Raw genomic sequence first — 26,233 nt, forward strand, 5'->3', positions numbered from 1 at the left:
ACGTCACCACCTCGCACCTCACAACCCCACATCCCGCGACCGGTGATCCTCGAACGTCTCCCGCCGCATCAGCAGACGCGACCGCCCCTGCGACACCGCCACCACCGGCGGCCGCCCGGTCATGTTGTAGCCCGACGCCATCGACACCTGATACGCACCCGACGCCGGTACGGCGAGGATGTCGCCGGGGCGTACGTCCTCCGGCAGTTCCACGTCCTGCGCCAGGATGTCGCCCGCCTCGCAGTGCCGGCCGACCACCGTCGTCGTGCGCATCGGCGCGGCCGTGCTGCGGCCGACCATGCGGACCGTGTAGCGAGCCCCGTAGAGCGCCGGGCGCGGGTTGTCGCTCATGCCGCCGTCGACGGCGACGAACACTTGCGCACCGGAGCGCTTCACGGAGAGCACCCGGTACAGCGCGACCCCGGCCGGAGCCATGATCGAGCGGCCCGGCTCCACGGTCAGCCGGGGCGTCGGTACGCCGAACTCGGCGCAGGCGCGGTCCAGTTCCTCGGTGATCCGGCGGGCGTACGCGGCCGGAGGCGGCGCCGGGTCGCCCGGCAGGTACGCCGCCGCGAAACCGCCGCCCAGGTCGAGCTCGGGCAGGGTCACGCCGTGCCGGTCGCGGATGCGGGCCAGCAGGGCGACCAGTCGGCGCACCGCCTCCCCGTACGGCTCGGGCGAGGCGATCTGCGAGCCCAAGTGGCAGTGCAGTCCGGTGAGTTCGAGCTCGGGCTGGCCGAGGACGCGTGCCACGGCGTCCTCCGCGTCGCCGTTGGCGATGGAGAGGCCGAACTTCTGTCCCTCGGAACCGGTTTGGATCTTGCGGTGCGCGCCCGCCTCGATGCCGGGCAGTACGCGGACCAGCACGCGCTGGGCCTCGGCACCGGGCACCTGGGCCGCGATCCGCGCGATCTCGCAGTCCGAGTCGATCACGATCCGGCCCACGCCCAGCCGCAGCGCGGTGCGCAGGTCCTGCGGGGACTTGGCGTTGCCGTGCATCACGACGCGCTCGGGCGGGAAGCCGCGGGTGGCGGCGAGCTCCAGTTCGCCCGCCGAGCAGACGTCGAGGCCAAGCCCCTCCTCGGCCATCCAGTCGACGACCGCCCGCGACACGAACGCCTTCGCGGCATAGACGATATCGGCGTCCGGCAGCGCCCGCCGCCAGGCCCGCGCCCGCGACCGTACTTCCTCCTCGTCGAGTACGTACGCGGGCGTCCCGTGCCGTTCGGCCAGCTCGGCGAGGGATACGCCGCCGAGGGCGACATCGCCGCCGGGCGCGCTCACGGCGGAGTCGGGCCACACCGAGGGCGCGCTCAACTCCCGTACGAAAAGGTCGGGTTCAGTGGTCATGCGGAGGTGTCTCCCTCAGTCGACGAAAGCGTGGATCGCGGTGACGGCGGTCCAGACGGCGGCGGCCGCGCCCGTCACGCGGAGCACGCCGACCGTGTCCGGGTGCAGTCGGGAGCGGCGGGCGCAGGGCTGCTCGACGGGCTCCCGACGCTTTCGTACGGTCGTCGGTGCCGGGGCCGTGAGCTGCGGGTCGACCGTCACGGTGGTCACCCCGAGCGGTGCCGCGAGCGCGCGCAGCGCGGGCTCGGCCAGCCTGATCCAGCGCTGCTCGCGCCCGAGCACCGCGCACAGCCGCTCCGGGCTGGTGAAGCCGACGGCGGTCCGTACACCGAGTGGTGTGCGCACGAAGCGCAGTTGCTCTCCTCCGGCAGAGCCGAGCCGAACCGGCACGTACAAGGGCCCTGCCGGGCGGCGTTCGTCGGGGTCCGCGTCGGCGACGTCGTCGATGGTGAGGCTGTCCATGGTGGTGCCCTCCGGTGGGAGTTCGAGGCATTCGATGCCGAAGCCGTTGGCCGCGGCGATTTCGACGCTATGCCCGCGCCCGGGCCCCGGCGTCGCGTCCTGACGCGGCGCTGACTCCGTGCCGCCCGACTTTGACGGCTCTCTAGCGCCGCCCCTTTCCGCCGCCGGGCCGGGCCGGGCGAAACCCCTGGTTGGAGACCCCGTGGGGAACCGCGGCAGCTCGGCTACGTCGTGACCGTCGCCGGACAAGTAGGGTTCGCCGCCTTCCCCGGACGGCGGCGAGGTCTCCAGGATGGTAGAGAGAGGCCAGGTCAACGAGGAGGGCATATGGACACACACGGCGCCACGGAGGAGTTCCGGGCCGCGCGGGATTTTCTGCTGGAGCACCGGGACGACTACGCGACGGCCTGTCAGGGGTTCGCCTGGCCGCGCCCCGAGCACTTCAACTGGGCACTCGACTGGTTCGACGTGATCGCCGAGGGCAACGCCGCGACCGCGTTGCACATCGTCGAGGAGGACGGCCGTGAGACCGTCCTCTCGTACGCCGAGATGTCGCTGCGCTCCGACCAGGTCGCCAACTGGCTTCGAGCCCAGGGCGTACGGGCCGGGGACCGGGTGGTCGTGATGCTCGGCAACCAGCAGGAGCTGTGGATGACCGCGCTCGCGGCGATGAAGCTGCGCGCGGTCGTCATCCCGGCCACGCCCCTGCTGGGCCCGGCGGACCTGCGCGACCGGATCGAGCGGGGGCGGGCCGGGCACGTCGTCGTGCGGGCCGAGGACACCGGGAAGTTCGGGGAGGTGCCGGGGGAGTACACGCGGATCGCGGTGCGGTCGCAGGGTGCCGCTCCGGGCTCCGGGGGAGCCGCCGACGCCCCCGTTCCCGGGTGGCTGGACTTCGACGACGCGTACGGGATGGACGCGTCGTTCGAGCCCGACGGTGTGACCCGGGCCGACGACCCGTTGATGCTCTACTTCACCTCCGGGACGACCGCCCGGCCCAAGCTCGTCGAGCACACCCATGTGTCGTACCCGATCGGGCACTTGGCGACCATGTACTGGATCGGGCTCAAGCCCGGCGATGTGCACCTGAACATCTCCTCGCCCGGCTGGGCCAAGCACGCCTGGTCGAATCTGTTCGCCCCGTGGAACGCCGAGGCGACCGTCTTCATCCACAACTACACGCGTTTCGACGCGGTCCGGCTGATGTCCGCGATGGACGCGGCGGGCGTCACCAGCTTCTGCGCGCCGCCGACGGTGTGGCGGATGCTGATCCAGGCGGATCTCGGCGCGCTGCGGAACCCGCCGCGCGAGGTCGTCGCTGCCGGTGAACCGCTCAACCCCGAGGTCATCGAGACGGTCCGGCGGGAGTGGGGCCGGGTGATCCGGGACGGCTTCGGGCAGACCGAGACGGCCGTCCAAGTCGCCAACACGCCCGGGCAGTTGCTGAAGGCGGGCTCGATGGGGCGGCCGAGCCCCGGCTACACGGTGGAGCTCCTGGACCCGGTGACGGGCGCGCCCGGTGCGGCCGAGGGCGAGATCGCGCTCGACCTGTCCGCCCGCCCGGTCGGCCTGATGACCGGCTACCACGGCGACCCGGAACGTACCGCCGAGTCGATGGCCGGCGGCTACTACCGCACCGGCGACATCGGCGCCCGCGACGCCGACGGCTACATCACCTACATCGGGCGCGCCGACGACGTCTTCAAGGCGTCCGACTACAAGATCTCGCCGTTCGAGCTGGAGAGCGCGCTCCTGGAGCACGAGGCCGTGGCGGAGGCGGCCGTCGTGCCCGCGCCCGACCCGCTGCGCCTCGCCGTTCCGAAGGCGTACATCGTGCTCGCGGAGGGCTGGGAGCCCGGCCCGGACACCGCGAAGGTGCTCTTCGCGCACTCGCGGGCGGTCCTCGCGCCGTACAAGCGGATCCGCCGGATCGAGTTCGGCGAGCTGCCCAAGACGGTGTCCGGGAAGATCCGCCGTATCGAACTGCGGGAGGCGACGGCGGCCGGTTCGACGGCCGAGTACGACGAGGGGGACCTGCGGTGACGGGACCTGGGATGACGGAACCCGCCGTGCCGGACCTCTCGTACAGCCACGGCACGAGTGATACGCCGCTGCTCGGCGACACGATCGGACGCAACCTGGACCGGGCGGTCGCCTTGTACGGCGAGCGCGAGGCGCTGGTCGACATGGCGTCGGGCCGGCGCTGGACCTACATCCAATTCGCCGCGTCCGTAGGCGAGTTGGCGCGCGCTCTGCTCGCCGCCGGGGTCGCGAAGGGCGACCGGGTCGGCATCTGGGCGGTGAACTGTCCGGAGTGGGTGCTCGTGCAGTACGCGACCGCCCGGATCGGCGCGATCATGGTGAACATCAACCCGGCGTACCGGGCGCACGAGCTCGCGTACGTACTGAAGCAGGCCGGGATCTCGGTGCTCTTCGCCTCGCAGCGGCACAAGGGCAGCGACTACCGGGCGCTGGTCGAGCAGGCGCGCCCGCAGTGCCCGGAGCTGCGGTCGGTGCACTACATCGGCGACGAGTCGTGGGACGCGCTGTTGGCCGACGCGGAAGAGGTGACGGGCGCTCAACTCATCTCGCGGGAGGCTGAGTTGACGTGCGACGACCCGGTCAACATCCAGTACACCTCGGGCACCACCGGCTTCCCCAAGGGGGCGACGCTCTCCCACCACAACATCCTCAACAACGCGTATTTCGTGGGGGAGTCGATCGCGTACACCGAGCGGGACCGGATCTGTGTGCCGGTGCCGTTCTACCACTGCTTCGGCATGGTGATGGGCAACCTCGCGGCCACCTCGCACGGCGCGTGCGTCGTCATCCCGGCGCCGTCCTTCGACGCGGCGGCGACGCTGCGGGCAGTCCAGCAGGAGCGGTGCACCTCGCTGTACGGGGTCCCGACGATGTTCATCGCCGAGCTGAACCTCCCGGACTTCGCCTCGTACGATCTGTCCTCGCTGCGCACCGGGATCATGGCCGGTTCGCCGTGTCCGGTGGAGGTGATGAAGCGGGTCGTCGCCGAGATGAACATGGCGGAGGTGTCCATCTGTTACGGCATGACGGAGACGTCCCCGGTGTCCACCCAGACCCGCCGTGACGACGATCTGGAGCGCCGGACGGGGACGGTGGGGCGGGTGATGCCGCACATCGAGGTGAAGGTGGTGGATCCGGCGACCGGTGTCACTCTGCCGCGCGGCGAGGCGGGCGAGCTGTGCACCCGCGGATACAGCGTGATGCTCGGCTACTGGGACGAGCCGGAGCGGACCGCCGAGGTGATCGACGCGGGGCGCTGGATGCACACGGGCGACCTGGCCGTGCTGCGCGAGGACGGTTACGTACAGGTCGTCGGCCGCATCAAGGACATGATCATCCGAGGTGGCGAGAACGTCTATCCGCGCGAGATCGAGGAATTCCTGTACGCGCACCCGAAGATCGCGGATGTGCAGGTGGTGGGCGTGCCGGACGAGAGGTACGGCGAGGAGATCCTGGCCTGCGTCATCCCGCGCGACCCCGCCGACCCGCCCACGCTCGACGACCTCACCGCCTTCTGCCGCGACCGGTTGGCGCACTACAAGGTGCCGCGGCGGCTGCGGATTCTGCGCGAGTTCCCGATGACCGTGAGCGGAAAAGTGCGGAAGGTGGAGCTGAGGGAGGGGTACGGGGAGTAGTCGGGGCGCGCGTGGCTGTTCGTCTGGTCGGCTGCTCGGCTGTTCAGCTGGTCGACGGTTCGGCTCAGGTGTGCGGGCTGGGCGGGACAACCTGGCGCAGCGGGTTGCGGCCGCCGTGTTCGCCGCCGCCCCTGGCCAGGAGCCCCGCCTCCCGGGCGAACCGGGGCAGCGACTGGGCCAGGGCGCGGTCGCCGTGCAGGGCCACGAGCATCAGGATCTCCCCGTCGGGAGGCCGGGGCCGGGTCATGGGCAGCGGGTGCGCGGCGCGCAACGAGACGAGCAGCGCGTGCGCGGCCGGGGTGCGGCGGGGCAGGCACAACAGCGCGGTGGCACCGGTCAACGCCAGTGCGGTGACGGCGAGTTGAGTGACGGTGGGGTGGCGCGGACCGAACACCACGGCGGTGATCAGGTTCAGCGGGACGGCCGCGAGCAGGATCTGGGCGGCGGTCCATCGCGCACGGCGGCGCAGCAGGCCGTCGGCGGTGAGGCCGTCGAGCAGGTTGCCGACGGCCTGCCGCACCCTGGGCCGCGCGATGATCGCCCGTACGTCCATCGGCGTCCGCAGGGAGGTGGCGACGGCGTGCTGCAGCGGATCGGGCAGCCGTACGGGAAGTTCGTCGACGCGTACGGATACGGCGCCGGGGCGGTCGGGGTCGGCGTCCACCGTGCCGCTCAGATGGAGCCCGGCGAGCGCCACGGTCACGGCCGCGCGGGGCCCGCCCCGCACGCACGCGGCGGCCACGGCGTCGAGCGTGGCACGCCGGGCCGGGGCGGGGCGCAGCAGTGCCGCCGCGATGATCAGTTGGATGCCCGCCGCCCCGATGAACCACCACATGGCCGTCCGCCTCCCCCGAGGGTGCCCGTGGGGGGAATGTCCCCGCAGGGGGGAGGGGCGAAGCGGCAGGGCCGGTTTTCAGAGCTTGATTTGAGCTTTGACGGGTCCGGGTCCGGGTCCGGGGCGGGGGCCGAGGGGGGCTGGGAGATCCTTCTGACTCACGGGCTCACGGTCCGGTGACGATGAGCTCGTCGGCAGCGTCGTTCACGGGCTGCGGGGTGCCGGTGAGGTCCATGACGAAGAGCGGGATGCGCAGCTCGTCGCCACGGGTGCGGGCGTCCTTGGTGTAGCCCGCGAGCGAGAAGTACACGCTGGTGGACGAGTTGCTGAGCCCGTTGAGCCACAGGCACTCCACGGCCCGCAGCGAGGCCGGGCGCGTCGTCGGATCGACCTGCGCGACCAGGCCGGGCCCGCGCAGATCGATCCCGGAGGCGGGGCGCGCCTCGGACTGCAGTACGTCGCGGAACCCGAGCCACTTCAGATAGAGCGCCGCCGCGGTCACCGCGTCCCGGGCGGTACGGATGGTCACCGGGTGGAACGCCGTACGCGGGGGCGGGGCGGTCGGCGGGACCGGGATGTGGACCGGCAGCGGGACGGGCGGCGCGGTGACCGGCCGTACGGGGATCCGCAGCACCGTGCCGCACGAGCACCCGAGCTCGGGCTGCGGCCACTGGTCCTCCCGCCCGCAGACCCCGCAGCGCACGACGACCCAGTCCTCGTTCCAGGTGCGATGAGTAATCGGCTCGGGCGCCCCGCCGCGCGCGAGCGGGGGCGCGAGCGGGGCGCCGCAGGGGCAGGGGTAGGAGGTCGGCGTGTACCGGTGCTCACGCCGACAGGCGGGACACCGCACGGGGACACCGTCGCCACGCCTGACGCCGGGCCGGGGCGACCGATACCCACCACCGGGGCCGCCGCTGCCCGCGCCGCCGGCGTTGCCGGGACCACCGTTTCGGCTGCCGCCGGGGCCTCCTGGGCCTGTGGTCCGGCTGCTCGCGGGCCCGTCGCCGACGCCTCCCGTGCTTTCGGCCTGGCCGCTGCCGGGCCCGTCGCCGATGCCCCAGGCACCCTCACCGAGCCCGAAGCCGTCCCCGCCTCCGACGCCTCCCGCACCCTCACCGAGCCCGAAGCCGGGCCCGTCGCCGATGCCCCCGGCACTCTCACCGCGGCCGAAGCCGTCCCCGCCTCCGACGCCTCCCGCACTCTCACCGCGGCCGAAGCCGTCCCCGCCTCCGACGCCCCCAGGACCGCCGGCCCCGCCGAAGCCACCCCCGCCGTCCACCCCGTCGCTCATGCCCTTCACCCCGCGCTCGCCTGCCCGATCCGCCCATCGTCCTCCACTGAGGGCCGTGCGGGAGGCGACTTCGGGGATCCCTTGACGCGCCTGCGTACGCCCCCTATGTTTCTTCCATATCGCAGAACTAAACTTCCGCATTACGGAATCAAGGCTCTCAGGTGGCGCGACAGAGCCCGACTCCGCCAGGCCGAAGCAGGAGCACTCCATGCCTCGTATGACCGCTGCCCGAGCGGCAGTTGAGATCCTCAAGCGCGAAGGCGTCACCAACGCGTTCGGCGTGCCGGGCGCGGCGATCAACCCCTTCTACGCGGCCCTCAAGGCCGGCGGCGGCATCAAGCACACGCTGGCCCGCCACGTCGAGGGCGCGTCCCACATGGCCGAGGGGTACACGCGTAGCAACGCCGGGAACATCGGCGTCTGCATCGGTACCTCCGGCCCCGCCGGCACCGACATGATCACCGGCCTGTACTCGGCGATCGCCGACTCGATCCCGATCCTCTGCATCACGGGCCAGGCGCCGGTCGCCAAGCTCCACAAGGAGGACTTCCAGGCGGTCGACATCGCGAGCATCGCCAAGCCGGTGACCAAGGCCGCGACCACCGTCCTGGAGGCCGCGCAGGTCCCGGGCGTGTTCCAGCAGGCCTTCCACCTGATGCGCTCCGGCCGCCCCGGCCCGGTCCTCATCGACCTGCCGATCGACGTCCAGCTCACCGAGATCGACTTCGACCCGGACACGTACGAGCCGCTGCCGGTCTACAAGCCGGCCGCGACCCGCGCCCAGATCGAGAAGGCGATTCAGTTCCTGCTCGACTCCGAGCGGCCGCTGATCGTCGCGGGCGGCGGCATCATCAACGCCGACGCGTCCGACCTGCTCGTCGAGTTCGCCGAGCTGACCGGCACGCCGGTCATCCCCACCCTGATGGGCTGGGGCATCCTCGCCGACGACCACGAGCTGAACGCCGGCATGGTCGGCCTGCAGACCTCGCACCGCTACGGCAACGCGAACTTCCTGGAGTCCGACTTCGTCCTCGGCATCGGCAACCGCTGGGCCAACCGCCACACCGGCGAACTGGACGTCTACACCAAGGGCCGCAAGTTCGTCCACGTCGACATCGAGCCGACCCAGATCGGCAAGATCTTCGCGCCGGACTACGGCATCGCCTCGGACGCCAAGGCCGCGCTCACCCTCTTCGTCGAGGTGGCCAAGGAGCTGAAGGCCGCGGGCAGGCTGCCCGACCGCAGCGCCTGGGCGGCGTCGACGCAGGAGCGCAAGGCGCGGCTCCAGCGCCGTACGCACTTCGACAACGTCCCGCTGAAGCCGCAGCGCGTGTACGAGGAGATGAACCGCGCCTTCGGCCCGGAGACCCGGTACGTCACCACCATCGGCCTCTCCCAGATCGCCGGCGCGCAGATGCTGCACGTCTACAAGCCGCGCCACTGGATCAACTGCGGCCAGGCCGGCCCGCTCGGCTGGACCATCCCGGCCGCGCTGGGTGTCGCCACGGCCGACCCGGAGACCCCGGTCGTCGCCCTCTCCGGCGACTACGACTTCCAGTTCATGCTGGAGGAGCTGGCGGTCGGCGCGCAGCACAACATCCCGTACGTCCACGTCCTCGTGAACAACTCCTACCTGGGCCTGATCCGCCAGGCCCAGCGCGGCCTGGACATCAACTTCCAGGTCAACCTGGAGTTCGAGAACATCAACTCCCCGGAGCTGGGCGTCTACGGCGTCGACCACGTCAAGGTCGTCGAGGGCCTGGGCTGCAAGGCGATCCGCGTGACCGAGCCGGACCAGCTGCTCCCGGCTTTCGAGGAGGCCAAGAAGCTGGCCGCGGAGTACCGCGTCCCGGTCGTCGTCGAGGCGATCCTGGAGCGGATCACCAACATCTCGATGGGCGTGAAGATCGACGCGATCAACGAGTTCGAGGAGCTCGCGACGGAGCCGGGCCACGCCCCGACGGCGATCCGCCCGCTGCAGAAGTCGTAACACTCCGTATGTAACGGATTTGTACGTCACGTACGTACGAATCCGGTACGTGCCGTTACGTGAGCGAGCTCGCCCGTAAGACCGACGGCTCCGGTGTTTCCCGTGGGGGGTGGCACCGGAGCCGTCGCCGTTCACTCGTTAGCGTTCACCCCGAAGGAAAGCCGCCCGCGATGCACCATCTGCCCATTCGCGCCCGTTCCCGACCCGCCCCGAGCCCGGCGTCACTGGGCCCACAGGCCAATCGTGTCGAATCCGAGACGAGTGAAGGCCAGTGGGACGGGCCGCGACGGCGCATACTGGTAGGACCATGACGCAGCCGTCCGCGCCGAGGCGCCACCTGCCCACCAGTCCCTTCAAAGCTCCGGTCGACCCGCAGGCCAAGACCTTCGAACTGGGCGACCGGGTCTCCCACGACCAGTTCGGCCTGGGCAGGATCGTGGGCGTCGAGGACGGAGTCGCCATGCTCGTCGACTTCGGCTCCCGGCGCGCACGCATCCTGAGCCCCTACACACGCATGCACCGCCTCTGAGGCGAGGCAGGCCATACGATCAGGGCTCCGTCCGCGTCAGCGGGTCGGGGCCTTGTTCTGTCGCCGGAGCCGGAGCCGGAGCCAGACCCGGAGCCGGGGTGCTGCCGCTCGCGCGCACCCGGTCCATCTCCCGCCACTGGGGCCGCAGCGCGGTCACGGTCGTGGTGAGGACGTACGCGGCCGCGGCCACCAGCAGGACCGCCGTGAGCCCGAAGGAGGCCACGCCCGCCCCGGCGATCAGCCCGCCCAGGGGGATACCGGCCCAGGCCAGCGAGTCGCCCAGGGCGTTGACCCGGCCCAGCAGCGGACGCGGCACCCGCTCGAAGGTGATGGCCCCCAGGATCGGGTTGAGGAACCCCATGCCGAACCCGCTCGCGGCGAACACCGCGAGCACCGCCCACATCGGGGCGCCGGCGGCCAGCACGAGGAACCTCGGCGCTCCGGCGACCAGGAAGCCCCCGAAGAACACCAGTCGGCGCCGCATCCGGTGAGCCACCGCGGCGGCGATCAGACTGCCGCCCACCGCGGCGATCCCCAGCACGCTGCCGGTCAGGCCGATCACGGACGGGCCGTGGCCGGACTCCCGGGCCCAGACCGGCATGAGCAGCGTGCTGAACGCCGCGTCCAGCAGGTTGAGGATGCCGACCGTGACGGTGATCGTGAGCAGCAGCGGCTCCTGCCGCAGGAACCGGAACCCGTCCCCGAAGCGGCTCCAGTAGCCGGGCTCGGGAGGCCCTTCCGCCGCCGGTGAGACGTGCGCGCTCCGCCGGGGCAGGGCGAGAGCGATGATCACGGAGCCCGACGCGAAGCACACCGCGTCGGCGGTGAGAGCGGCGAGCGGGCCGACGAGCGCCACGGTCGCGCCCCCGATCGCCGGACCGACCGTGGCAGCCAGCCGTTCGGTCACACCGGTCAGCCCGGCGGCCCGCTCCAGCGGTATCAGCGCGCGTTCGGCCGCCTCCGGAACCATGACTTCCTTGGCCAGGTCGCCGGGACCGCGCGCCGCGCCGATCACCGCGACGAGAACCAGCAGTGGCCAGAAGGACAGCATGTCGAGGGCGTGCAGCAGCGGGACCGCGCCGACGGCGCTCGCGCTGACCACGTCGGTCACCCACGAAACGGAACGTGGCCCGGCCCGGTCCACCAGTGGCCCGGTGAACGCCTTGGCCACGACGTAGGGGACCATCTCGCAGAACGCCACCAGCCCGGTCCGGGTGGCGCTGCCGGTGGTGGCGAGTACGAACCAGGGCAGGGCGATGGCGGAGATCCGGGTGCCGGTCAACGAGACGGCCATCGCCGCGAGTACGCCACCGAGCGGCCGTAAGGACCGCTCGCCGGATATCCGTTCCGACGCCGCCGCGGCCACCGTCACGACGCCTCCGGTCCCGGCTCCCGCGGGGCGTGTTCATCGGGGTCGGGCAGGATGTGCACGACGACGGAGACGCGTTCGGAGTGCTCGGGGGCATCGGCCGCACCCTCTGGCGCGGCGCGCCGGTAGCGGTTGATGACGGCCCTCAACTCCTCGTCGAGGGACGTGGCTTCCTCCGCCGTGAGCTGCAGCGTCCAGTCGCTCATGTCGAAGGTGGACCGCCAGGAAGCGGGCATGGTGGCGAGCTCGTTGATCGTGCGCTGGGCGCGCTGGGCGTACGTGGTGGCCACGGACTGCATATACGTCAGCGCGGCCTCGGGCTCCCGCTCGGCCAGTTCCGACTCGTCGAACCACGTCGTCTGATGCACCGAACGCCACCAGCGCTCCCGTGCGTTCCCGCGCTCGACGTCCTCCTCGACGAACCCCGCCGCGCCGAGCTGGCGCAGGTGATAGCTGGCCGTACCGGAATTGACCCCGAGCCGCTCGGCCAGCCGCGTGGCCGTCGAGGGCCCGTGCCGCCGCAGCAGCCCGACCAGCTGCACTCGTACGGGATGCGCCATGGCGCGCAGCCCCTTCGCATCCAGGACGACAGCGTCGCTCGCCCCAATGCCCGCTATGTGCTTGTCACTTGAGTCGACCATGCCACGCAGGATAGACCGCAAAGACTTCTTCGCGAAGGGTTCTTCGAGAAGAAGTCTTTGCGGTCCTGGTCAAAGGCGTTCCGAAGAGGTCGGCGATCGATGCCGCCTCACTTCACCTCGGCCGTGACCTTCCACAGCAGGACGGCCCCAGGGCAGATGCGGCCCGGGTCGGGGCGGCAGTGGCGCGTTGCGGTGATCGTGGTGGTGCCGAGGTGCTCCGCGTGGAGGACTCCGCTGGCGCTGCCCGTCGGCGTGGTGCCGCCGGCCGTGCGCCGGAGCACGTCGGGGGCGCTGGACTGCGGAACGCTCCAGGTGTAGTTGAGCCCTTGACTGCGGTAGCCGGTGAGCTTGACGTCGACGTCGTCCCCGGCCGCCAGGGCCAGGCTCCGGCCGTTGTCCGCGTTGGTCAGCACCACCCGCTGGGCGGCGGCCAGGTGGGACTGGGCGGCCGCCGGCACGGCAGCGGCGCCCGTGGCCAGCGCCAGCCCTACAGCCAGCGGAACGGCACGGTACTTCGATGTCTTCATGATTCCCCAAGGTCGATCGGACCGGGCACAACGGGCTCGGTGCCCAAGGATCAGCTTGGCCTGCATCCAAGCCCAAATGGTGACCTTTGCGGTCGAACGCCCCGAACTGGTGAGGGCGGCCATCGCGCCCTTCACCGGTGCTCAGGTGGTCACCGTCGGCGCTACGGCGCCTCACGAGACAGTGACGTTAGCCCGGCACGCCGCCGTCGGCATGCGGGAGGGCCCGACTCGGCCACTGTGGTGTGGCCGGTATCGGAGGGGCGGCCGCAAGCGGATCGTGACGACCTGGACCGGACCCGCCGGTGGATCGAACAGGAGCGGCATCGACGCCTCACCATCACCCGAATGGACGCACCCGAATGGCGGTACCGCATCCGGCGACCTACGGTCGGTCAAGATCTCGGTTCCGAGACAGGTGGCCAGCCAGGGAGGTCAACCATGAAGCGACTTCGCACCCTCGCCATCGCGGCCGCGCCCGCGGCAATGCTGATCGGCCTTGCGATTCCGGCTTCCGCCGCACCCGCGCCGAAGGCGCCGACAACGCCGAACGCCGGCTGCTACACGCCGCGGGCCGACCAGGTTCTCACTGCCAAGGAGGGCATCCAGCTCGTCAGCGCCTGCAAGGCTCGGAAGGATGACGCCTCGTGGCACTGGATGGGCAACTACGGCTCGGTCTACGACGTGGTCAACGTCGCGAACAGCAGGGGCGTCGCTGCCGGCGGGCTGGTGACGATACCGAATGCCAGCGGCGGCGGCCTGATCCCGACGTTCATGTACTACTGAACTGGCGACGAAGGGCGTCCGCCGGTAGGTGGTGACGCGTCGGAGCGGCGGTACGGCGGGCGGTCTTCTGCCGATCTTGGAGTTGCCTACGGTCTGTGATCCGGCTCGCTGCCCCGGCCGCTCCAGCGACTGGGGCGACCGAGATGAGCACCCGTCCCCGGGGTGCCCAGTCCATCCGAGGGCGGGCGGTCAACGGCCGGCCTGGACAGCAGGCGCGCCGCTACCCGGGCACATCTCGCGACTCCCCTGCGCCTGATGCGGGGGAGTCTGCCCGCCCGGCGGGGCTCCGACGATGGCTCCGCATTGAGGGCAGTTGCCGGCGCATTGCCCGGGATCGCATCGCGCTCCCCGTCAGGACGCGCCCAGCCGCGCCGGCGACTGGAGCGGCCGAGACGGGCACCCGCCCCCGGGGCGCCCAACTATCCGGGGGCGGGCGGTCACCGGGATCGGGCTCCTCGTGCAGCGGGTTGCCCGGGCCGGGGTGACCCGGACGAACGACGACAGCAGAGCCCGGAATTTCTTGTGGCCGTGCTGCCGGGCAGTGTGCCGGATCGCCCAATCCTCCGGGCCCTGCGGAGCGTCGGAGGGCTCGGACGTGGTCGAGGCAGGTCATTCACTCCATCAGGTACACCGGAGTCAGGGCGCCGGGCGTCCGGTCCGGACCCAGCATCCACTCCGCGTAGCGGATCACCGAGCGGAGGCTCATAGCGTCCGCTCCGCGCCTGGGACGACGTCCAGTCGGTCTCGCCCACGCAGTACGAGGGCGGCCACAGCGCGGGCGTCGCAGACGCTGCCCACGGCGCGCGGCGGGAGAGCCCAGTGCGGGCCGGGCCGTGACAGGAAATCGAGCCGCGGCACCCCCAGCCACGTCCCCGGCGCCAGGCACTCTACCCCGGGCACCCGCCAGTGGTCGTACGTGCCAGGCGGGACGAGGGCGTAGTACCAGACGCCGACGCCGTACGCGTCGTGGATGACCGCTCCGACCTTCAGGCCCTCGGCGAGGAACGCGACGACGGCCTCGGGGGCTGAGCTGCCTGCGGCAGCGTGGACGACGGGGGCAGGCAGACGGATCGCGTCGAACTTGGTGCCGGTCGGCACGAGAGCGATGCCCACGTCGAACTCCCGCCGGGCCCGAGTCGGTGTGTCGTGGGCTGAGGCGAGCCAGTTGGTGATGGCGGCTCCGGCCTGGTCGATCACGGTGACACCACCTCGGCAGTGCCCTCGACGGCCTGGAGGTAGCGGATGAACGCGGCGGACGCGCGGCTGCGGAGCGGGAGCGCGACGGCGAAGTGGGCTGCCGACGGCGTCACCACTCCGCTGACCCGCCCGTCCTCCATGAGGCGCAGTACGCGCACCAGGCCGGGGCGCTGGTCCTTCGCGCGGTCCAGCGGGCCAATGTCGTACAGCGCGGCCGTCACGGTCCACGGCTGTGCCGTGGCGTACTCGCGCAGCGTGTTGAGCGCTGCGTCGGGGTCGCTGCCGTCTGAGATGCAGGCGTACAGGGCGACGGGTACGCGACTGTCGCCCCTGCCTGTTCCGATGGGGATGGCGAACACGGGTTCAGTCCCTGTCGTCGGCTGATTGGGTTCAATGCCCAGCCAGACAAGGGAGATTGGCCACAACGCTCACAGATTTGTGAGCGGGGTCGAGGTGGTGAGTGAGCGTCAGAGCCCGATCCATGTGGCCATGTGGCCGAGGGTGTCGGGTGTACGGCGGGAGATATGGACCAGGCCCGTGATGGTCTCGCGGGCGCCAGGGTGATATCGAGTCTGTTCGGGGGCTGCGCGGCGGGCCTTCACGATCGAAGCCAGGGCGGCTGAGGCGCGTCCCGTCTCCATCTCCGACCGGGCTCGGTCGATGTAGAAGTGAGCGCGGCGGGACGTTGCCAGGCTGGCGGGAAGTCTGACCTTACGGGCCTGCTTCAGCGCGTCGTCGTACTGGTGCATCTCGACGGCAGCTGACATGCGGTGCAGCGCGATGTTGGTGGGGCCGAACGACAGCCAGTGCACGTCCGAGGCGTCTCCGGTGCGCCGGGCGTACGCCTTCGCCTCGGCGATGTGCTGCTTCACCGCGTTCTCGTCGTCGGCCCGGGCCGCGATGACCGATGCGCCGAGATGCAACTGGCCGGCCACCGCGAGGGATTCGCGTGTGCCGTCTGCCTGGCCGACAATGCCGTGCCCGGACGTGATGAGGCGCTGCCCGATCGTGTACTCGCCCTCGCGGAAGTAGACGAGGGCGCGCATGTACTGGCGCACAGCGGCGAGACACGGATCGGATGCCCGGTGGGCCGCCCAGTCCATGCGGTCAAGGGCCACAGAGCTCAGATCGTAGTAGCCGAGTTTCACAGTCACGTCGTGGGCGGTGCGAAACGCCGAGGCAAGAGCCTGCCACAGCTCCGTCGTGGGTGTGCGCCAGGCGGCACTCGTCAGCTCGGCGATGACATCGGGCAGCAGGGTGGCAGCGTTGCGCAGGTGGGTGGCGCGGACCTCAGCACACAGCTGGTCGGCGGCGGCCACCAACTGCGCGGCAGGCCGGGCGGTGAGGACGTCACTGGCACCGAGGTCGTACAGATCAAGGGCCTCGCGGATGGGACGCACGAGGTTGGCCAGCCGGTCTTGCTGAAGTTCGGTCACGTAGGGTTGTCCCGTCAGGACGGTGACGTCGATCCGCAGAGCGCGTGCACAAGCCGCAGTGAAGTCGACCGTGGCCGCGCGAGCCCCGCATTCGACCTGGTTCAGCAGGCTGTACGAGTACGGGATCATCGCTGCGAGTTGCCGCTGAGTGAGACGGGCGAGTCGTCGCTGCTCTTTGATACGCGCGCCGGTGTGGTCGTCGTCCAGTGTCGGCATACCGGTCTCCAGTTCCTGACTCGTCATCTGGAACGGTACTCGCGCTTCCGCGCGTTGGTGCCTGCTCCGCCCCGCTTCCACCCGGTGCGGGGGCGGTTGCATGTGATCGATCAGGCGCGATGGGATGGACCCATGACGACGTCTCGAACCCTGTATCTGCTCTGCTCGGCCGCTCCGCCGGTCTTCGACGTGGCGCGGGTGATTGAGGAGGCCCAGGCGGACGGCTGGGACGTGTGCCTAGGGCTCACGCCGACTGCGGCTCGGTGGCTGGAGGAGAGCCTGGAGGGGCTCGCGGCTCTGACCGGTCATCCGGTGCGATGCGACTACAAGCGGCCCGGGGAACCGGACGTGTGGCCGAAGGCGGACGTGATCCTCTTCGCGCCGGCCACCTTCAATTCGATCAACGCTTGGGCGCTCGGGCTGACCACGGCCTTCGTGGTGGGGGTGGTGGCCGAAGGGATCGGCAAGGGCATCCCCATGGTCACGATGCCCTGCGTCAATGCGGCATATGTCCAGCATCCGGCGTTCGACCGATCGGTGGAGACACTGCGTGGAGCCGGCGTGACCGTGTTGTACGGCGAGGGCGGATTCGTGCCCAACCAGCCTGGGCAGGGGCGGCCGGAGGCATACCCGTGGCACCTGGCCCTGGAAGCCGCGCGGGCTGCCGGCACATGACGAAGAGGCCCCGTTCCGCCCGAACCGCGTCCCCACCTTCGTACGGCAGTCCGGCCGCCCGCGCGTACTCGGCCAGCAGATCGCCGACGAACCCGGCGAGACGCGTGATACGTGCGTCCCGCAGCGGCTCGGGCGGCACCAGCGTGTACTCGGCGTGCAGCACGGGCTCGGCGACGCGCACCACGGGAGCGCCCCCTCCACCCCGCACCCCTGTCCGGTGTCGGTGTCCTGCGCCGGCCTGTTGCAGGCTCACCATCACCGGGGCAGCGTCGTGATCGTGGTGCCCTGCCTTGTAGCAGACCCCGTCAGGGGGCGCGCCAAATCTCCATGCAGACCTTCGGTGATGGGCGCAGGAGGCCGAGCCTGCTGGAGCGGGAGCGTCTGGCAGCATGAGCCCGTGACCATCGTCGACGAGTCGAGTGACCCCCTCCGGCTGCTTCTGGGGCGGGAGGTGAGCGCCCTCTGCTTCGTGCGCGATTGGGTCGAGCTGCACTTCGACGGGCCGGTCTTGCGGGCACTCAGCACCCCCTTCGGCCTCTATGGCTGCCGCGGATGGCACTTCCCCGCGCCGGGATCCCTAGAGCTCATGCGCTCCTTCATCGGCAAGACCGTCGACGACTACGAGCTGCTCGCGGACCGGCTCCTCGCGGTGGACTTCGGAGAGCACCGCTTTGCCATCCCGTTGGACCAGGCTTCGCGCGTGGGTCCCGAGGCGGCCCATCTGATCGGCGTTGACGGGAGAGGTCAGACTGACGCGCGAGCGATGTGGATCTGGTGACGACCGTCGCGACTGAGTGCGGAGAGTGACAGCATTCAAGGCTCAACTGCCCCACGGGCTTAAAAACGATCAAGGCTCCACCCGGACAACGTCCAGGTGAAGCCTTGATCATCGAGCGCTCGATTCGGGACCGTAAACCGAACCCAGCGCCCTGGCTGTGAAGTGGTGGCCGCCCGACGGAACGAGGCTGGCGCGACAGGACGTTCGCGCCGCCGGGCGGAGTCTTGTGGAGAGGGGTAAATGGGCGTCCGGGATCGCGGCGGCCAGTGATTGGTTCGGCCCCGGCGCTCCCTTCCTTCAGGTCAAGAAGGGGGCGGGGACGACCTTGACCACCGCACTGGCATCACGAAATGCCGCCGCGATCCTCGGCCCGTCCGGGGCCGCCGGCCACCCCTCATCGGGCCGGCGGTCCGGACTGCGCGGGGAATGTGACCTCCCGTCAGATTCCTCGCGCGGTCTCATGAAACGAACCCGCTCAGTCCTCGCGCAGGGCGCGGACCGCCTCCTCCACGCGCTTGCCGTACTCGGCGTCCGCGGCGTGGAAGTGGGCCAGGTTCTTCTCGATCACGTCGTCGCGGGTCACCTGGGACAGGCCGCCCGCGATGTTGGCGATCAGGCGGGACTTCTCGTCGTCCGACATCAGCCGGTACAGCTCGCCCGCCTGGAAGAAGTCGTCGTCCTTCACGTGGGTCGGGGCGGCGTGCGTGCCCGTCCAGCCCGCGATCGCGAGCGGGGCCGACAGGGCCGCGTCCGTCTGCGACGGGCCCGCGTACGAGTTCGGCTCGTAGTTCTTGTCGGTGCGGCGGCCGTTGCGCGTCGCCATGTAGCCGTCCCGGCCGTAGTTGTCCGCGACCGTCGCCTTGGGCGCGTTCACCGGCAGCTGCGTGTGGTTGACGCCCAGGCGGTAGCGGTGCGCGTCCGCGTACGCGAACAGGCGGCCCTGGAGCATCTTGTCGGGGGAGGGGCCGATGCCCGGAACGAAGTTGTTCGGGGAGAACGCCGCCTGCTCGACCTCGGCGAACACGTTGTCCGGGTTGCGGTCCAGGACCAGGCGGCCCACGCGCTGCAGCGGGTAGTCGCTGTGCGGCCACACCTTCGTCAGGTCGAACGGGTTGAAGCGGTAGTCGGCAGCCTCGGCCGCCGGCATGACCTGCACGTACAGCGTCCAGGACGGGTTCACGCCGCGCTCGATCGCCTGGAGGAGGTCGGTCTGGTGGCTGTTCGCGTCCTTGCCGACCAACTCGGCCGCCTGCTCGGACGACAGGCTGCGGATGCCCTGGTTGGTCTTGAAGTGGTACTTCACGAAGAAGGCCTCGCCCGCCTCGTTCGTCCACTGGTAGGTGTGCGAGCCGTAGCCGTTCATGTGGCGGTACGACGCCGGGATGCCGCGGTCGCCCATCAGCCAGGTGATCTGGTGCGTCGCCTCGGGGGCGTGCGCCCAGAAGTCCCAGACGTTGTCCGGCTCCTGCTTGCCCGTGAACGGGTCGCGCTTCTGGGAGTGGATGAAGTCGGGGAACTTGATCGGGTCCTTGATGAAGAACACCGGCGTGTTGTTGCCGACGAGGTCGTAGTTGCCGTCCTCGGTGTAGAACTTCAGCGCGAAGCCGCGCGGGTCGCGGACCGCGTCCGCGCCGCCGAGCGAGTCCGCCACCGTGGAGAAGCGGATGAACGTCTCGGTGCGCTTACCCACCTGCGAGAGGAAGTCGGCCTTCGTGAAGCCGGTGACGTCGTCCGTCACCTCGAAGTAGCCGTACGCGCCGGAGCCGCGGGCGTGGACCACGCGCTCCGGGATCCGCTCACGGTTGAAGCGCGCGAGCTTCTCCAGCAGGTGCTGGTCCTGGAGGAGGATGGGGCCACCGACGCCGGCGGTGGCGGAGTTCTGGTTGTCGGCGACGGGGGCGCCGGACTCGGTCGTAAGCACGCGCTTCGACATCGTGACCTTCCGTACGGGAGCTGCACTGCTGAACGGTCTGCGGTGTCAGGAGCGTAGGTACGCCCCGAAGCGAACGTCAACAGTTTGTTGAAAATGAAGTGGGGTGTTCCGGGCGGCGGCGACGCCTGGGCGCGACAGGACAGGTGTCAGCGCCACCGCCGCCCGGAAGTCAGGGGGCCCGCCCGTATCGGCGGGCCGGGGCTCAGATCTGGGCGCCCGACAGGCGCTCGACCGCGCGCAGCAGCGCCGAGTGGTCCAGGCCGCCGTCGCCCTGGGCGCGCAGCGACGCGACCAGCTGGGCCACGACCGCGCCGACCGGGAGCGCCGCGCCGACGTTGCGGGCGGCGTCGGTGACGATGCCCATGTCCTTGTGGTGCAGGTCGATACGGAAGCCCGGCGCGAAGTCGCGGTTGAGGAAGTTGTCCTTCTTGCGGGTCAGCACGGTCGAGCCGGCCAGACCGCCGTTGAGGACGTCCAGGGCCGCGGTGAGGTCCACGCCGGACTTCTCCAGGAAGACCACGGCTTCGGCGCACGCCTGGATGTTGACCGCCACGATGAGCTGGTTGGCGGCCTTCACCGTCTGGCCGGAGCCGTGCGGGCCGCAGAGCACGATGGTCTTGCCCAGCGCGTCGAAGATGCCCTTGGCCTCGTCGAAGTCGGCCTTGTCGCCACCCACCATGATGGAGAGCACGGCCTCGATCGCGCCGGCCTCGCCGCCGGAGACCGGGGCGTCCAGGACGCGCACGCCCTTGTCGGCCGCCGCCTTCGCCAGGTCCACGGAGGTCTGCGGGGTGATCGACGACATGTCGATCAGCAGGGCGCCCGCCTTCGCGTTCGCCAGGATGCCGGCCTCGCCGTACGCGATGGCCTCGACCTGCGGGGAGGCCGGGACCATCGTGATGATGACGTCCGCGTCCTTGACCGCGTCGGCGATCGAGGCGGCGGCGGTGCCACCGGCGGCGGCCAGACGGTCCAGCTTGTCCTGCTCAAGGGTGAAGCCGGTGACGGGGTAACCGGCCTTGATCAGGTTCTCGGACATGGGGGAGCCCATGATGCCGAGGCCGATCCATGCGATCTTGGGAAGGGTGCTCATTGGGGGGCCTCTCTCAACTGCGGTGTTGCGTCAGGAAGTTCAGGGGGCGGCTGAGCCCATTGCCTCAGCCTCAGCGCGCCGCGCGGGCCTCGGACGGCAGCGACGCGAAGGACGCGGCGGCGTCGGCGGCCTTGTACTCCAGGCCGACCCAGCCCTCGTAACCCGCCTTGGCGAGCTGGTCGAGCAGGGACTCCAGAGGCAGCGAGCCGGTGCCGGGGGCGCCGCGGCCCGGGTTGTCGGCGATCTGTACGTGGCCGGTCTTGTCCGCGTACGCCTCGATGACCTGGGCGACGTCCTCGCCGTTCATCGACAGGTGGTAGATGTCGAGCAGGAACTTGGCGTTGCCGAGGCCGGTCGCCGCGTTCACCTTGTCGATGACCTCGATCGCGGCCGGGGCGCTGACCAGCGGGTACAGCGGCGACTCCGGCTTGTTCAGGGTCTCGACCAGGAGGATCGCGCCGACGCGGTCGGCCGCGCGGGCCGCGAGCACCAGGTTCTCCAGCGCGAGCGAGTCCTGGACCTGCGGGTCCACGCCCTCGACGCGGTTGCCGTACAGCGCGTTGAGGGCCCTGCAGCCCACCGAGGCGGCGAAGTCCGCCGCGACCTCGATGTTGGCGCGGAAGCGGTCCGACTCCTCGCCGGGTACGGAGAGGGCTCCGCGGTCGGGGCCCGGCAGGGCGCCCGCGTAGAAGTTCAGCCCCACCAGCTGGGTGCCGGCGTCGTCGAGCGCCTTCTTCAGGGCGTCGAGCTCGGCCTGCGCCGGAGTGGGGGTTTCGATCCAGGGCCACCACAGCTCGACCGCCGTGAAGCCCGCCGCGGCGGCGGCCGCGGGGCGCTCCAGGAGCGGGAGTTCCGTGAAGAGGATCGAGAGGTTCACATCGAAGCGCTGGTCCGAATATCCCATGAGGGTCGGCGCTCCTTCCGTATTGCGGAAGTTACTTTCTGCTTGATGGAAGGTTGCAGGCAGAGTGCCGAGCTTGTCAAGGGGGCCCTGTCCGATTGGCCTCCCGGATTGCCGAATCCGCGCAGTAGGTTGTGCGCGTGCGATTGAGAGTGGAGTTCACGACCGAGCCCTTCGACCTGGACGAGGCGCCCCCGCACGCGGTGGCCGCCCGTGAGGTCCTGCAGACGGCGGCGCTCGACGCCGTGGACGTGGGCCCCTTCGGCAACACCGCCGAGGGTGGCGCGGACGAGGTGCTGACCGCCGTCGACGCGCTGCTGCGCAAGTCCCTGGCGGCCGGTGCCACCCGCGTCTCGCTCCAGGTCAACGTGGTGGGGGAGGGCGAGAAGTGACCGAGCCCGCCGACCACCCGCTGGTCACCGCCGTCAAGCCGCTGGTCGACGCCATGGGCGCCGAGATACTGGGGCCCGACCAGGCCCAGCCCGACGACGTGGTGCTCAGCTGGGAGGGCGAGGACGTCGTCGCGGTCCGGCTGCCCCAGCTGTCGGACTCCCTGGACCACATCCTGGCCGCCATGGAGCGGCGCCACGGCGTGCCGCTGGCCGAGCTCGACCGCAAGGCGAAGCAGTCGGTCGTACGGACCCTTGAGGCGCGCGGCGCGTTCTCCGTACGCCATGGGGTGGAGACCGTCGCGTCCGCGCTCGGGGTGAGCCGCTTCACCGTGTACAACTATCTGAACAGGGAAAACGCCGCCAAGGGCGAGTGAGCGCGGCGCGCCACGGAGCCTCGTGCACAGAGCCGCCGTCCATCGAATGGGACGGCGGCTTTTTGTTGCTCCAAGTTTTCAACAAAGTGTTGACGGGATGTTTCCGAGGGCGTTAGCTATCCGCAGCCCGTCCAGCACCAAGGCCACGGAGGCCGTTCGTGACTTCGACCTCGACGCCGGGCCTCGCCCGGTTCAACACCTCCGACGACAGCACGGCGCTCGCCGCGCTCCACGAGGTGTGCGCCAGCTCGGTATGGGGGAGCAAGCTGCTCGCCCAGCGCCCGTACGCCACCGCCGACGAGCTCTTCGCCGCCAGCGACGCCGCCATGGTCGAGCTGGACGCGGCGGACCTCCGGGAGGCGATGGCGGGGCACCCGCCGATCGGGCGGCCGAAGCCGGGCGATCCGACGTCCGCCCGCGAACAGCGGGGGATGGCCGGAGCCTCCGAGGAGCTCAAGGCCGAGATGCTCGAACTCAACCTGGCCTACCAGGACCGGTTCGGCCATGTCTTCCTGATCTGCGCCACCGGGGCCACCGGTGAGCAGATGCGCGACGCGATGAAGGCCAGGATCGGCAACACCGCCGAGGCGGAGCGCGAGATCGTGCGCGCCGAACTCGGGAAGATCAACCGGATCCGGCTGACCCGTCTCGTGGAAACCGCGGAAGAAGAGGGCACCAACTGATGAGCACCGCGACCACCGCGTCGGTGTCGACGCACATCCTCGACACCAGCGTCGGCCGCCCCGCCGAGGGCGTCGCCGTCTCGCTCGCCGCCCGCTCGGGCCGCGACGCCGGATGGGTGACGCTCGGCGGCTCCGCGACCGACGCGGACGGGCGCTGCAAGGACCTGCCGGCGCTGCCGGAGGGCACGACCCACGTACGACTCGACTTCGAGGTCGAGTCCTACTTCGACAAGAAGCAAGCCGAGGCGCAGCAGGACGCCCCCCGCGTAAGGGACAGCGGTGCGTTCTTCCCGGAGGTGGCGATCACGTTCGCCGTCGTGCCGGGCGAGCACTTCCACGTACCGCTGCTGCTCAACCCGTTCGGCTACTCCGTTTACCGAGGGAGCTAGCAGACATGACTGACATTTCCCGCCACACCCGCCCCGTGATCCTCGGCCAGAACCAGTACGGCAAAGCAGAGAACCGCGTCGTCAAGATCACGCGGGACGGCGACACGCACCACATCAAGGACCTGAACGTCTCGGTCGCCCTCTCCGGCGACATGGACGACGTCCACTACTCCGGCTCGAACGCGAACGTCCTGCCGACGGACACCACCAAGAACACGGTGTTCGCCTTCGCCAAGGAGTACGGCATCGAGTCCGCCGAGCAGTTCGGCATCCACCTCGCCCGTCACTTCGTGACGTCGCAGGAGCCGATCCACCGGGCGCGCATCCGCATCGAGGAGTACACCTGGGAGCGCATCGCCACCTCGGACGCCAACTCCAAGTTCATCGGCTCGGACGAGGTACGGCACTCCTTCGCCCGCAAGGGCCAGGAGCTGCGCACCACCCAGATCACCTTCGACGGTGAGAACTGGGAGATCATCTCCGGTCTCAAGGACCTCACGGTCATGAACTCCACCAACTCGGAGTTCTGGGGCTACGTCAAGGACAAGTACACGACGCTGAAGGAGGCGTACGACCGCATCCTGTGCACCGACGTCTCCGCCGCCTGGCGTTACAACTGGACCAGCGACGAAGACCGGATGCCCAACTGGGAGAAGTCGTACGAGCAGGCCAAGAAGCACATACTCCAGGCCTTCGCCGAGACGTACTCGCTCTCGCTCCAGCAGACCCTCTACCAAATGGGTTCGCGGGTCATCAACAGCCGCAGCGAGATCGACGAGATCCGCTTCTCGCTGCCGAACAACCACCACTTCCTGGTCGACCTGGAGCCGTTCGGGCTCAAGAACGACAACGAGGTCTACTTCGCGGCCGACCGCCCGTACGGTCTGATCGAGGCCACCGTGCTGCGCGACGGCGTCGAGCCGCGCATCCCGGTCGACATGACCAACCTCTGACGCGGAGCGCCCCCGGACCCCGCCGCCCGGGGGCGCTTTTCCACCCACTCGGCACCCGTGGGCCACCCGGCCCCGGCACTCAAATCCTCTAGGGTCCTGCCGTGCCCGCTCTGCAAGATGAAGAAGAAGAGGAAGCACGATGGCACCATCGGCAGCCCAGCGCATCGTCATCGAGAACTGTTCGATCGCGACCGTGGACGCCAACGACACCGAGTACGCCTCCGGGTACCTCGTGGTCGCCGGCAACCGGATCGAGTCGATCGGGGCGGGGCAGGCCCCGCGGAACCTGGAGAACGTGGTCCGCCGCATCGACGGCACCGGCCACCTGGTCACCCCCGGCCTGGTCAACACGCACCACCACTTCTACCAGTGGATCACCCGGGGCCTGGCCACCGACCACAACCTGTTCGACTGGCTGGTGGCGCTCTACCCGACCTGGGCGCGCATCGACGAGCAGATGGGGCGCGTCGCCGCACAGGGCTCGCTCGCGATGATGGCCCGCGGCGGTGTCACCACCGCGATGGACCACCACTACGTCTACCCGCGGGGCGCCGGTGACCTCTCCGGCGCGATCATCGGCGCCGCCGCCGAGATGGGCGTACGGTTCACGCTCGCCCGGGGCTCCATGGACCGCAGCAAGAAGGACGGCGGTCTGCCGCCGGACTTCGCCGTCGAGACCCTGGAGGGCGCGCTCGCCGGGACCGAGGAGACCGTCGACCGGTTCCACGACGCCTCCTTCGACTCGATGACCCAGGTCGCGGTCGCCCCCTGCTCGCCGTTCTCGGTCTCCACCGAACTCATGAAGCAGGGCGCCGAGTTGGCCCGCCGCAAGGGCGTGCGGCTGCACACCCACGGCTCGGAGACCGTCGAGGAGGAGCAGTTCTGCAAGGAGCTGTTCGGCATGGGTCCGACCGACTACTTCGAGTCGACCGGCTGGCTCGGCTCCGATGTGTGGATGGCGCACTGCGTCCACATGAACGACTCGGACATCGCCGCCTTCGCCCGCACCGGCACCGGCGTCGCCCACTGCCCGTCCTCCAACGCGCGCCTGGCCGCCGGTATCGCCCGCGTTCCCGACATGCTGAAGGCGGGTGTCCCGGTCGGCCTCGGCGTCGACGGCACCGCCTCCAACGAGTCCGGTGAGCTCCACACCGAACTGCGCAACGCGCTTCTGATCAACCGCCTCGGCGCCCACCGCGAGGCCGCCCTCAACGCCCGCCAGGCGCTGCGGCTCGGCACGTACGGCGGTGCCCAGGTGCTCGGCCGCTCGGCCGAGATCGGTTCCCTCGAAGCCGGCAAGCTCGCCGACTTCGTGCTGTGGAAGCTGGACACCCTCGCCCACGCCTCCATCGCCGACCCGGTCATCGCACTGGTCTTCGGCGCCGCCGCCCCGGTGACGGCGTCGTTCGTCAACGGCAAGCAGATCGTCGAGGACAACCGCCTCCTCACGGTCGACGAGGACGCCATCGCCCGCGCCACGCGGGACGAGGCGCAGCGCCTCGCGCGGATCGCCGCGCAGGCCTGATCCCGGCCGGGATTCCCGCCCAGGAGTCCGGCCGAGGGGGACGGCCCTCGGCCGGTCGCCGTGGACCCGAGCGGGGCCCGCGGCAGCCGCGCCCGGGGGGTGCGCACCACAGGAAGGTGCGCACCCCCCGGGACGGTGACTCGTGCCAATCCCCGCACGAGGCAGGTCTTTTCCTCGCACGAGACGTGCGAGAAAGATCTTTTCGCCGTACGAGACCGAACCGTACGCCCCACG

Annotated in this window: 26 protein-coding genes; 13 read left to right on the top strand and 13 right to left on the bottom strand. The window is 70.3% G+C overall.

Annotation, left to right across the window (positions count from 1 at the left end; translation table 11 throughout):
* Positions 1–18: 18 nt before the first annotated feature.
* Both lysA and ACGFRG_RS14720 read right to left on the bottom strand, forming a co-directional pair.
* A complete protein-coding gene (lysA, locus tag ACGFRG_RS14715; protein ID WP_393263949.1) occupies positions 19–1,350 on the bottom strand; it encodes a diaminopimelate decarboxylase in 1,332 nt (443 codons plus the stop codon).
* A 15-nt stretch (positions 1,351–1,365) separates the two neighbouring features.
* A complete protein-coding gene (locus tag ACGFRG_RS14720) occupies positions 1,366–1,812 on the bottom strand; it encodes an SAV_915 family protein (protein ID WP_361419893.1) in 447 nt (148 codons plus the stop codon).
* A 327-nt stretch (positions 1,813–2,139) separates the two neighbouring features.
* On the opposite strand from ACGFRG_RS14720, the gene ACGFRG_RS14725 reads away from it, so the two are divergent.
* Together ACGFRG_RS14725 and ACGFRG_RS14730 are read left to right on the top strand one after the other, a co-directional pair.
* Positions 2,140–3,855, top strand: coding sequence for an AMP-binding protein (locus ACGFRG_RS14725; protein WP_393263951.1), 1,716 nt, complete (start codon positions 2,140–2,142; stop codon positions 3,853–3,855).
* 26 nt (positions 3,856–3,881) lie between these two features.
* A complete protein-coding gene (locus ACGFRG_RS14730) occupies positions 3,882–5,489 on the top strand; it encodes an AMP-binding protein (protein WP_393264408.1) in 1,608 nt (535 codons plus the stop codon).
* Positions 5,490–5,553: 64 nt separating this feature from the next.
* On the opposite strand, the gene ACGFRG_RS14735 is transcribed toward ACGFRG_RS14730, so the two are convergent.
* Together ACGFRG_RS14735 and ACGFRG_RS14740 are read right to left on the bottom strand one after the other, a co-directional pair.
* Positions 5,554–6,324: a TIGR04222 domain-containing membrane protein gene (locus tag ACGFRG_RS14735; RefSeq protein WP_393263953.1), complete on the bottom strand. Its 771-nt coding sequence runs from the start codon at positions 6,322–6,324 to the stop codon at positions 5,554–5,556.
* A gap of 166 nt (positions 6,325–6,490) precedes the next feature.
* Positions 6,491–7,174 (bottom strand): hypothetical protein, encoded by a 684-nt coding sequence (locus tag ACGFRG_RS14740; RefSeq protein WP_361420104.1) that lies wholly within the window; start codon positions 7,172–7,174, stop codon positions 6,491–6,493.
* A 649-nt stretch (positions 7,175–7,823) separates the two neighbouring features.
* Here ACGFRG_RS14740 and gcl point away from each other — a divergent pair.
* Positions 7,824–9,605, top strand: coding sequence for a glyoxylate carboligase (gene gcl / locus ACGFRG_RS14745; RefSeq protein ID WP_393263955.1), 1,782 nt, complete (start codon positions 7,824–7,826; stop codon positions 9,603–9,605).
* 307 nt (positions 9,606–9,912) lie between these two features.
* Positions 9,913–10,134 (top strand): hypothetical protein, encoded by a 222-nt coding sequence (locus ACGFRG_RS14750; RefSeq protein WP_188278760.1) that lies wholly within the window; start codon positions 9,913–9,915, stop codon positions 10,132–10,134.
* Positions 10,135–10,153: 19 nt separating this feature from the next.
* On the opposite strand, the gene ACGFRG_RS14755 is transcribed toward ACGFRG_RS14750, so the two are convergent.
* The 3 genes from ACGFRG_RS14755 to ACGFRG_RS14765 form a co-directional block, all read right to left on the bottom strand.
* Positions 10,154–11,500 (bottom strand): MFS transporter, encoded by a 1,347-nt coding sequence (locus ACGFRG_RS14755; RefSeq protein WP_393264411.1) that lies wholly within the window; start codon positions 11,498–11,500, stop codon positions 10,154–10,156.
* 2 nt (positions 11,501–11,502) lie between these two features.
* Entirely contained in the window at positions 11,503–12,144 is a 642-nt protein-coding gene (locus ACGFRG_RS14760) for a helix-turn-helix domain-containing protein (protein WP_393263957.1), read from the bottom strand.
* Positions 12,145–12,251: 107 nt separating this feature from the next.
* Positions 12,252–12,671, bottom strand: a complete 420-nt coding sequence (locus ACGFRG_RS14765; RefSeq protein ID WP_361419878.1) for a hypothetical protein — start codon at positions 12,669–12,671, stop codon at positions 12,252–12,254.
* Between the two features lie 438 nt (positions 12,672–13,109).
* Here ACGFRG_RS14765 and ACGFRG_RS14770 point away from each other — a divergent pair, with 438 nt between their 5' ends.
* On the top strand, positions 13,110–13,454 hold the full coding sequence (locus tag ACGFRG_RS14770; protein WP_393263959.1) for a hypothetical protein: 345 nt from the start codon (positions 13,110–13,112) through the stop codon (positions 13,452–13,454).
* Between the two features lie 702 nt (positions 13,455–14,156).
* On the opposite strand, the gene ACGFRG_RS14775 is transcribed toward ACGFRG_RS14770, so the two are convergent.
* The 3 genes from ACGFRG_RS14775 to ACGFRG_RS14785 all read right to left on the bottom strand — a co-directional run bounded on the left by ACGFRG_RS14775 (position 14,157) and on the right by ACGFRG_RS14785 (position 16,303).
* Positions 14,157–14,651, bottom strand: a complete 495-nt coding sequence (locus ACGFRG_RS14775; RefSeq protein WP_393263961.1) for a hypothetical protein — start codon at positions 14,649–14,651, stop codon at positions 14,157–14,159.
* Positions 14,648–15,010: a hypothetical protein gene (locus ACGFRG_RS14780; RefSeq protein ID WP_393263963.1), complete on the bottom strand. Its 363-nt coding sequence runs from the start codon at positions 15,008–15,010 to the stop codon at positions 14,648–14,650. The genes ACGFRG_RS14775 and ACGFRG_RS14780 overlap by 4 nt, the downstream gene beginning before the upstream one ends.
* Positions 15,011–15,118: 108 nt before the next feature.
* A complete protein-coding gene (locus ACGFRG_RS14785; RefSeq protein ID WP_393263965.1) occupies positions 15,119–16,303 on the bottom strand; it encodes a helix-turn-helix domain-containing protein in 1,185 nt (394 codons plus the stop codon).
* A 132-nt stretch (positions 16,304–16,435) separates the two neighbouring features.
* Here ACGFRG_RS14785 and ACGFRG_RS14790 point away from each other — a divergent pair, with 132 nt between their 5' ends.
* Positions 16,436–16,978, top strand: a complete 543-nt coding sequence (locus ACGFRG_RS14790; protein WP_393263967.1) for a flavoprotein — start codon at positions 16,436–16,438, stop codon at positions 16,976–16,978.
* A gap of 397 nt (positions 16,979–17,375) precedes the next feature.
* Positions 17,376–17,756 (top strand): hypothetical protein, encoded by a 381-nt coding sequence (locus ACGFRG_RS14795; protein WP_393263969.1) that lies wholly within the window; start codon positions 17,376–17,378, stop codon positions 17,754–17,756.
* Positions 17,757–18,231: 475 nt separating this feature from the next.
* Here the strand turns inward: ACGFRG_RS14795 and ACGFRG_RS14800 are convergent, their stop codons facing one another.
* From ACGFRG_RS14800 to ACGFRG_RS14810, 3 genes are all read right to left on the bottom strand, one after another.
* Positions 18,232–19,689: a catalase gene (locus tag ACGFRG_RS14800; protein ID WP_361419857.1), complete on the bottom strand. Its 1,458-nt coding sequence runs from the start codon at positions 19,687–19,689 to the stop codon at positions 18,232–18,234.
* 202 nt (positions 19,690–19,891) lie between these two features.
* Complete coding sequence (locus ACGFRG_RS14805; protein ID WP_361419854.1) at positions 19,892–20,782, bottom strand: 2-hydroxy-3-oxopropionate reductase; 891 nt, start codon at positions 20,780–20,782, stop codon at positions 19,892–19,894.
* A gap of 70 nt (positions 20,783–20,852) precedes the next feature.
* Entirely contained in the window at positions 20,853–21,686 is an 834-nt protein-coding gene (locus ACGFRG_RS14810) for a TIM barrel protein (protein WP_393263972.1), read from the bottom strand.
* Positions 21,687–21,823: 137 nt separating this feature from the next.
* On the opposite strand from ACGFRG_RS14810, the gene ACGFRG_RS14815 reads away from it, so the two are divergent.
* The 6 genes from ACGFRG_RS14815 (at position 21,824) to ACGFRG_RS14840 (ending at position 25,999) form a co-directional block, all read left to right on the top strand.
* A complete protein-coding gene (locus ACGFRG_RS14815; protein ID WP_188278773.1) occupies positions 21,824–22,075 on the top strand; it encodes a hypothetical protein in 252 nt (83 codons plus the stop codon).
* On the top strand, positions 22,072–22,449 hold the full coding sequence (locus tag ACGFRG_RS14820) for a helix-turn-helix domain-containing protein (protein ID WP_361419847.1): 378 nt from the start codon (positions 22,072–22,074) through the stop codon (positions 22,447–22,449). The genes ACGFRG_RS14815 and ACGFRG_RS14820 overlap by 4 nt, the downstream gene beginning before the upstream one ends.
* 158 nt (positions 22,450–22,607) lie before the next feature.
* Positions 22,608–23,132: a 2-oxo-4-hydroxy-4-carboxy-5-ureidoimidazoline decarboxylase gene (gene uraD, locus ACGFRG_RS14825; protein ID WP_393263974.1), complete on the top strand. Its 525-nt coding sequence runs from the start codon at positions 22,608–22,610 to the stop codon at positions 23,130–23,132.
* The gene (uraH, locus tag ACGFRG_RS14830) at positions 23,132–23,521 is read left to right on the top strand and encodes a hydroxyisourate hydrolase (RefSeq protein WP_361419841.1); all 390 of its coding nucleotides are present in this window, start codon (positions 23,132–23,134) and stop codon (positions 23,519–23,521) included. The genes uraD and uraH overlap by 1 nt, the downstream gene beginning before the upstream one ends.
* 5 nt (positions 23,522–23,526) lie before the next feature.
* Positions 23,527–24,474, top strand: coding sequence for a factor-independent urate hydroxylase (pucL, locus tag ACGFRG_RS14835; protein ID WP_361419838.1), 948 nt, complete (start codon positions 23,527–23,529; stop codon positions 24,472–24,474).
* Positions 24,475–24,613: 139 nt separating this feature from the next.
* Positions 24,614–25,999 carry an 8-oxoguanine deaminase gene (locus ACGFRG_RS14840; RefSeq protein WP_393263977.1) on the top strand — a complete coding sequence of 462 codons (1,386 nt, stop codon included), beginning with the start codon at positions 24,614–24,616 and terminating at the stop codon, positions 25,997–25,999.
* The last annotated feature ends 234 nt before the right edge of the window (positions 26,000–26,233 follow it).

Origin of the sequence: Streptomyces sp. NPDC048696 (assembly GCF_043198895.1) — a bacterium.
GTDB lineage: Bacteria > Actinomycetota > Actinomycetes > Streptomycetales > Streptomycetaceae > Streptomyces.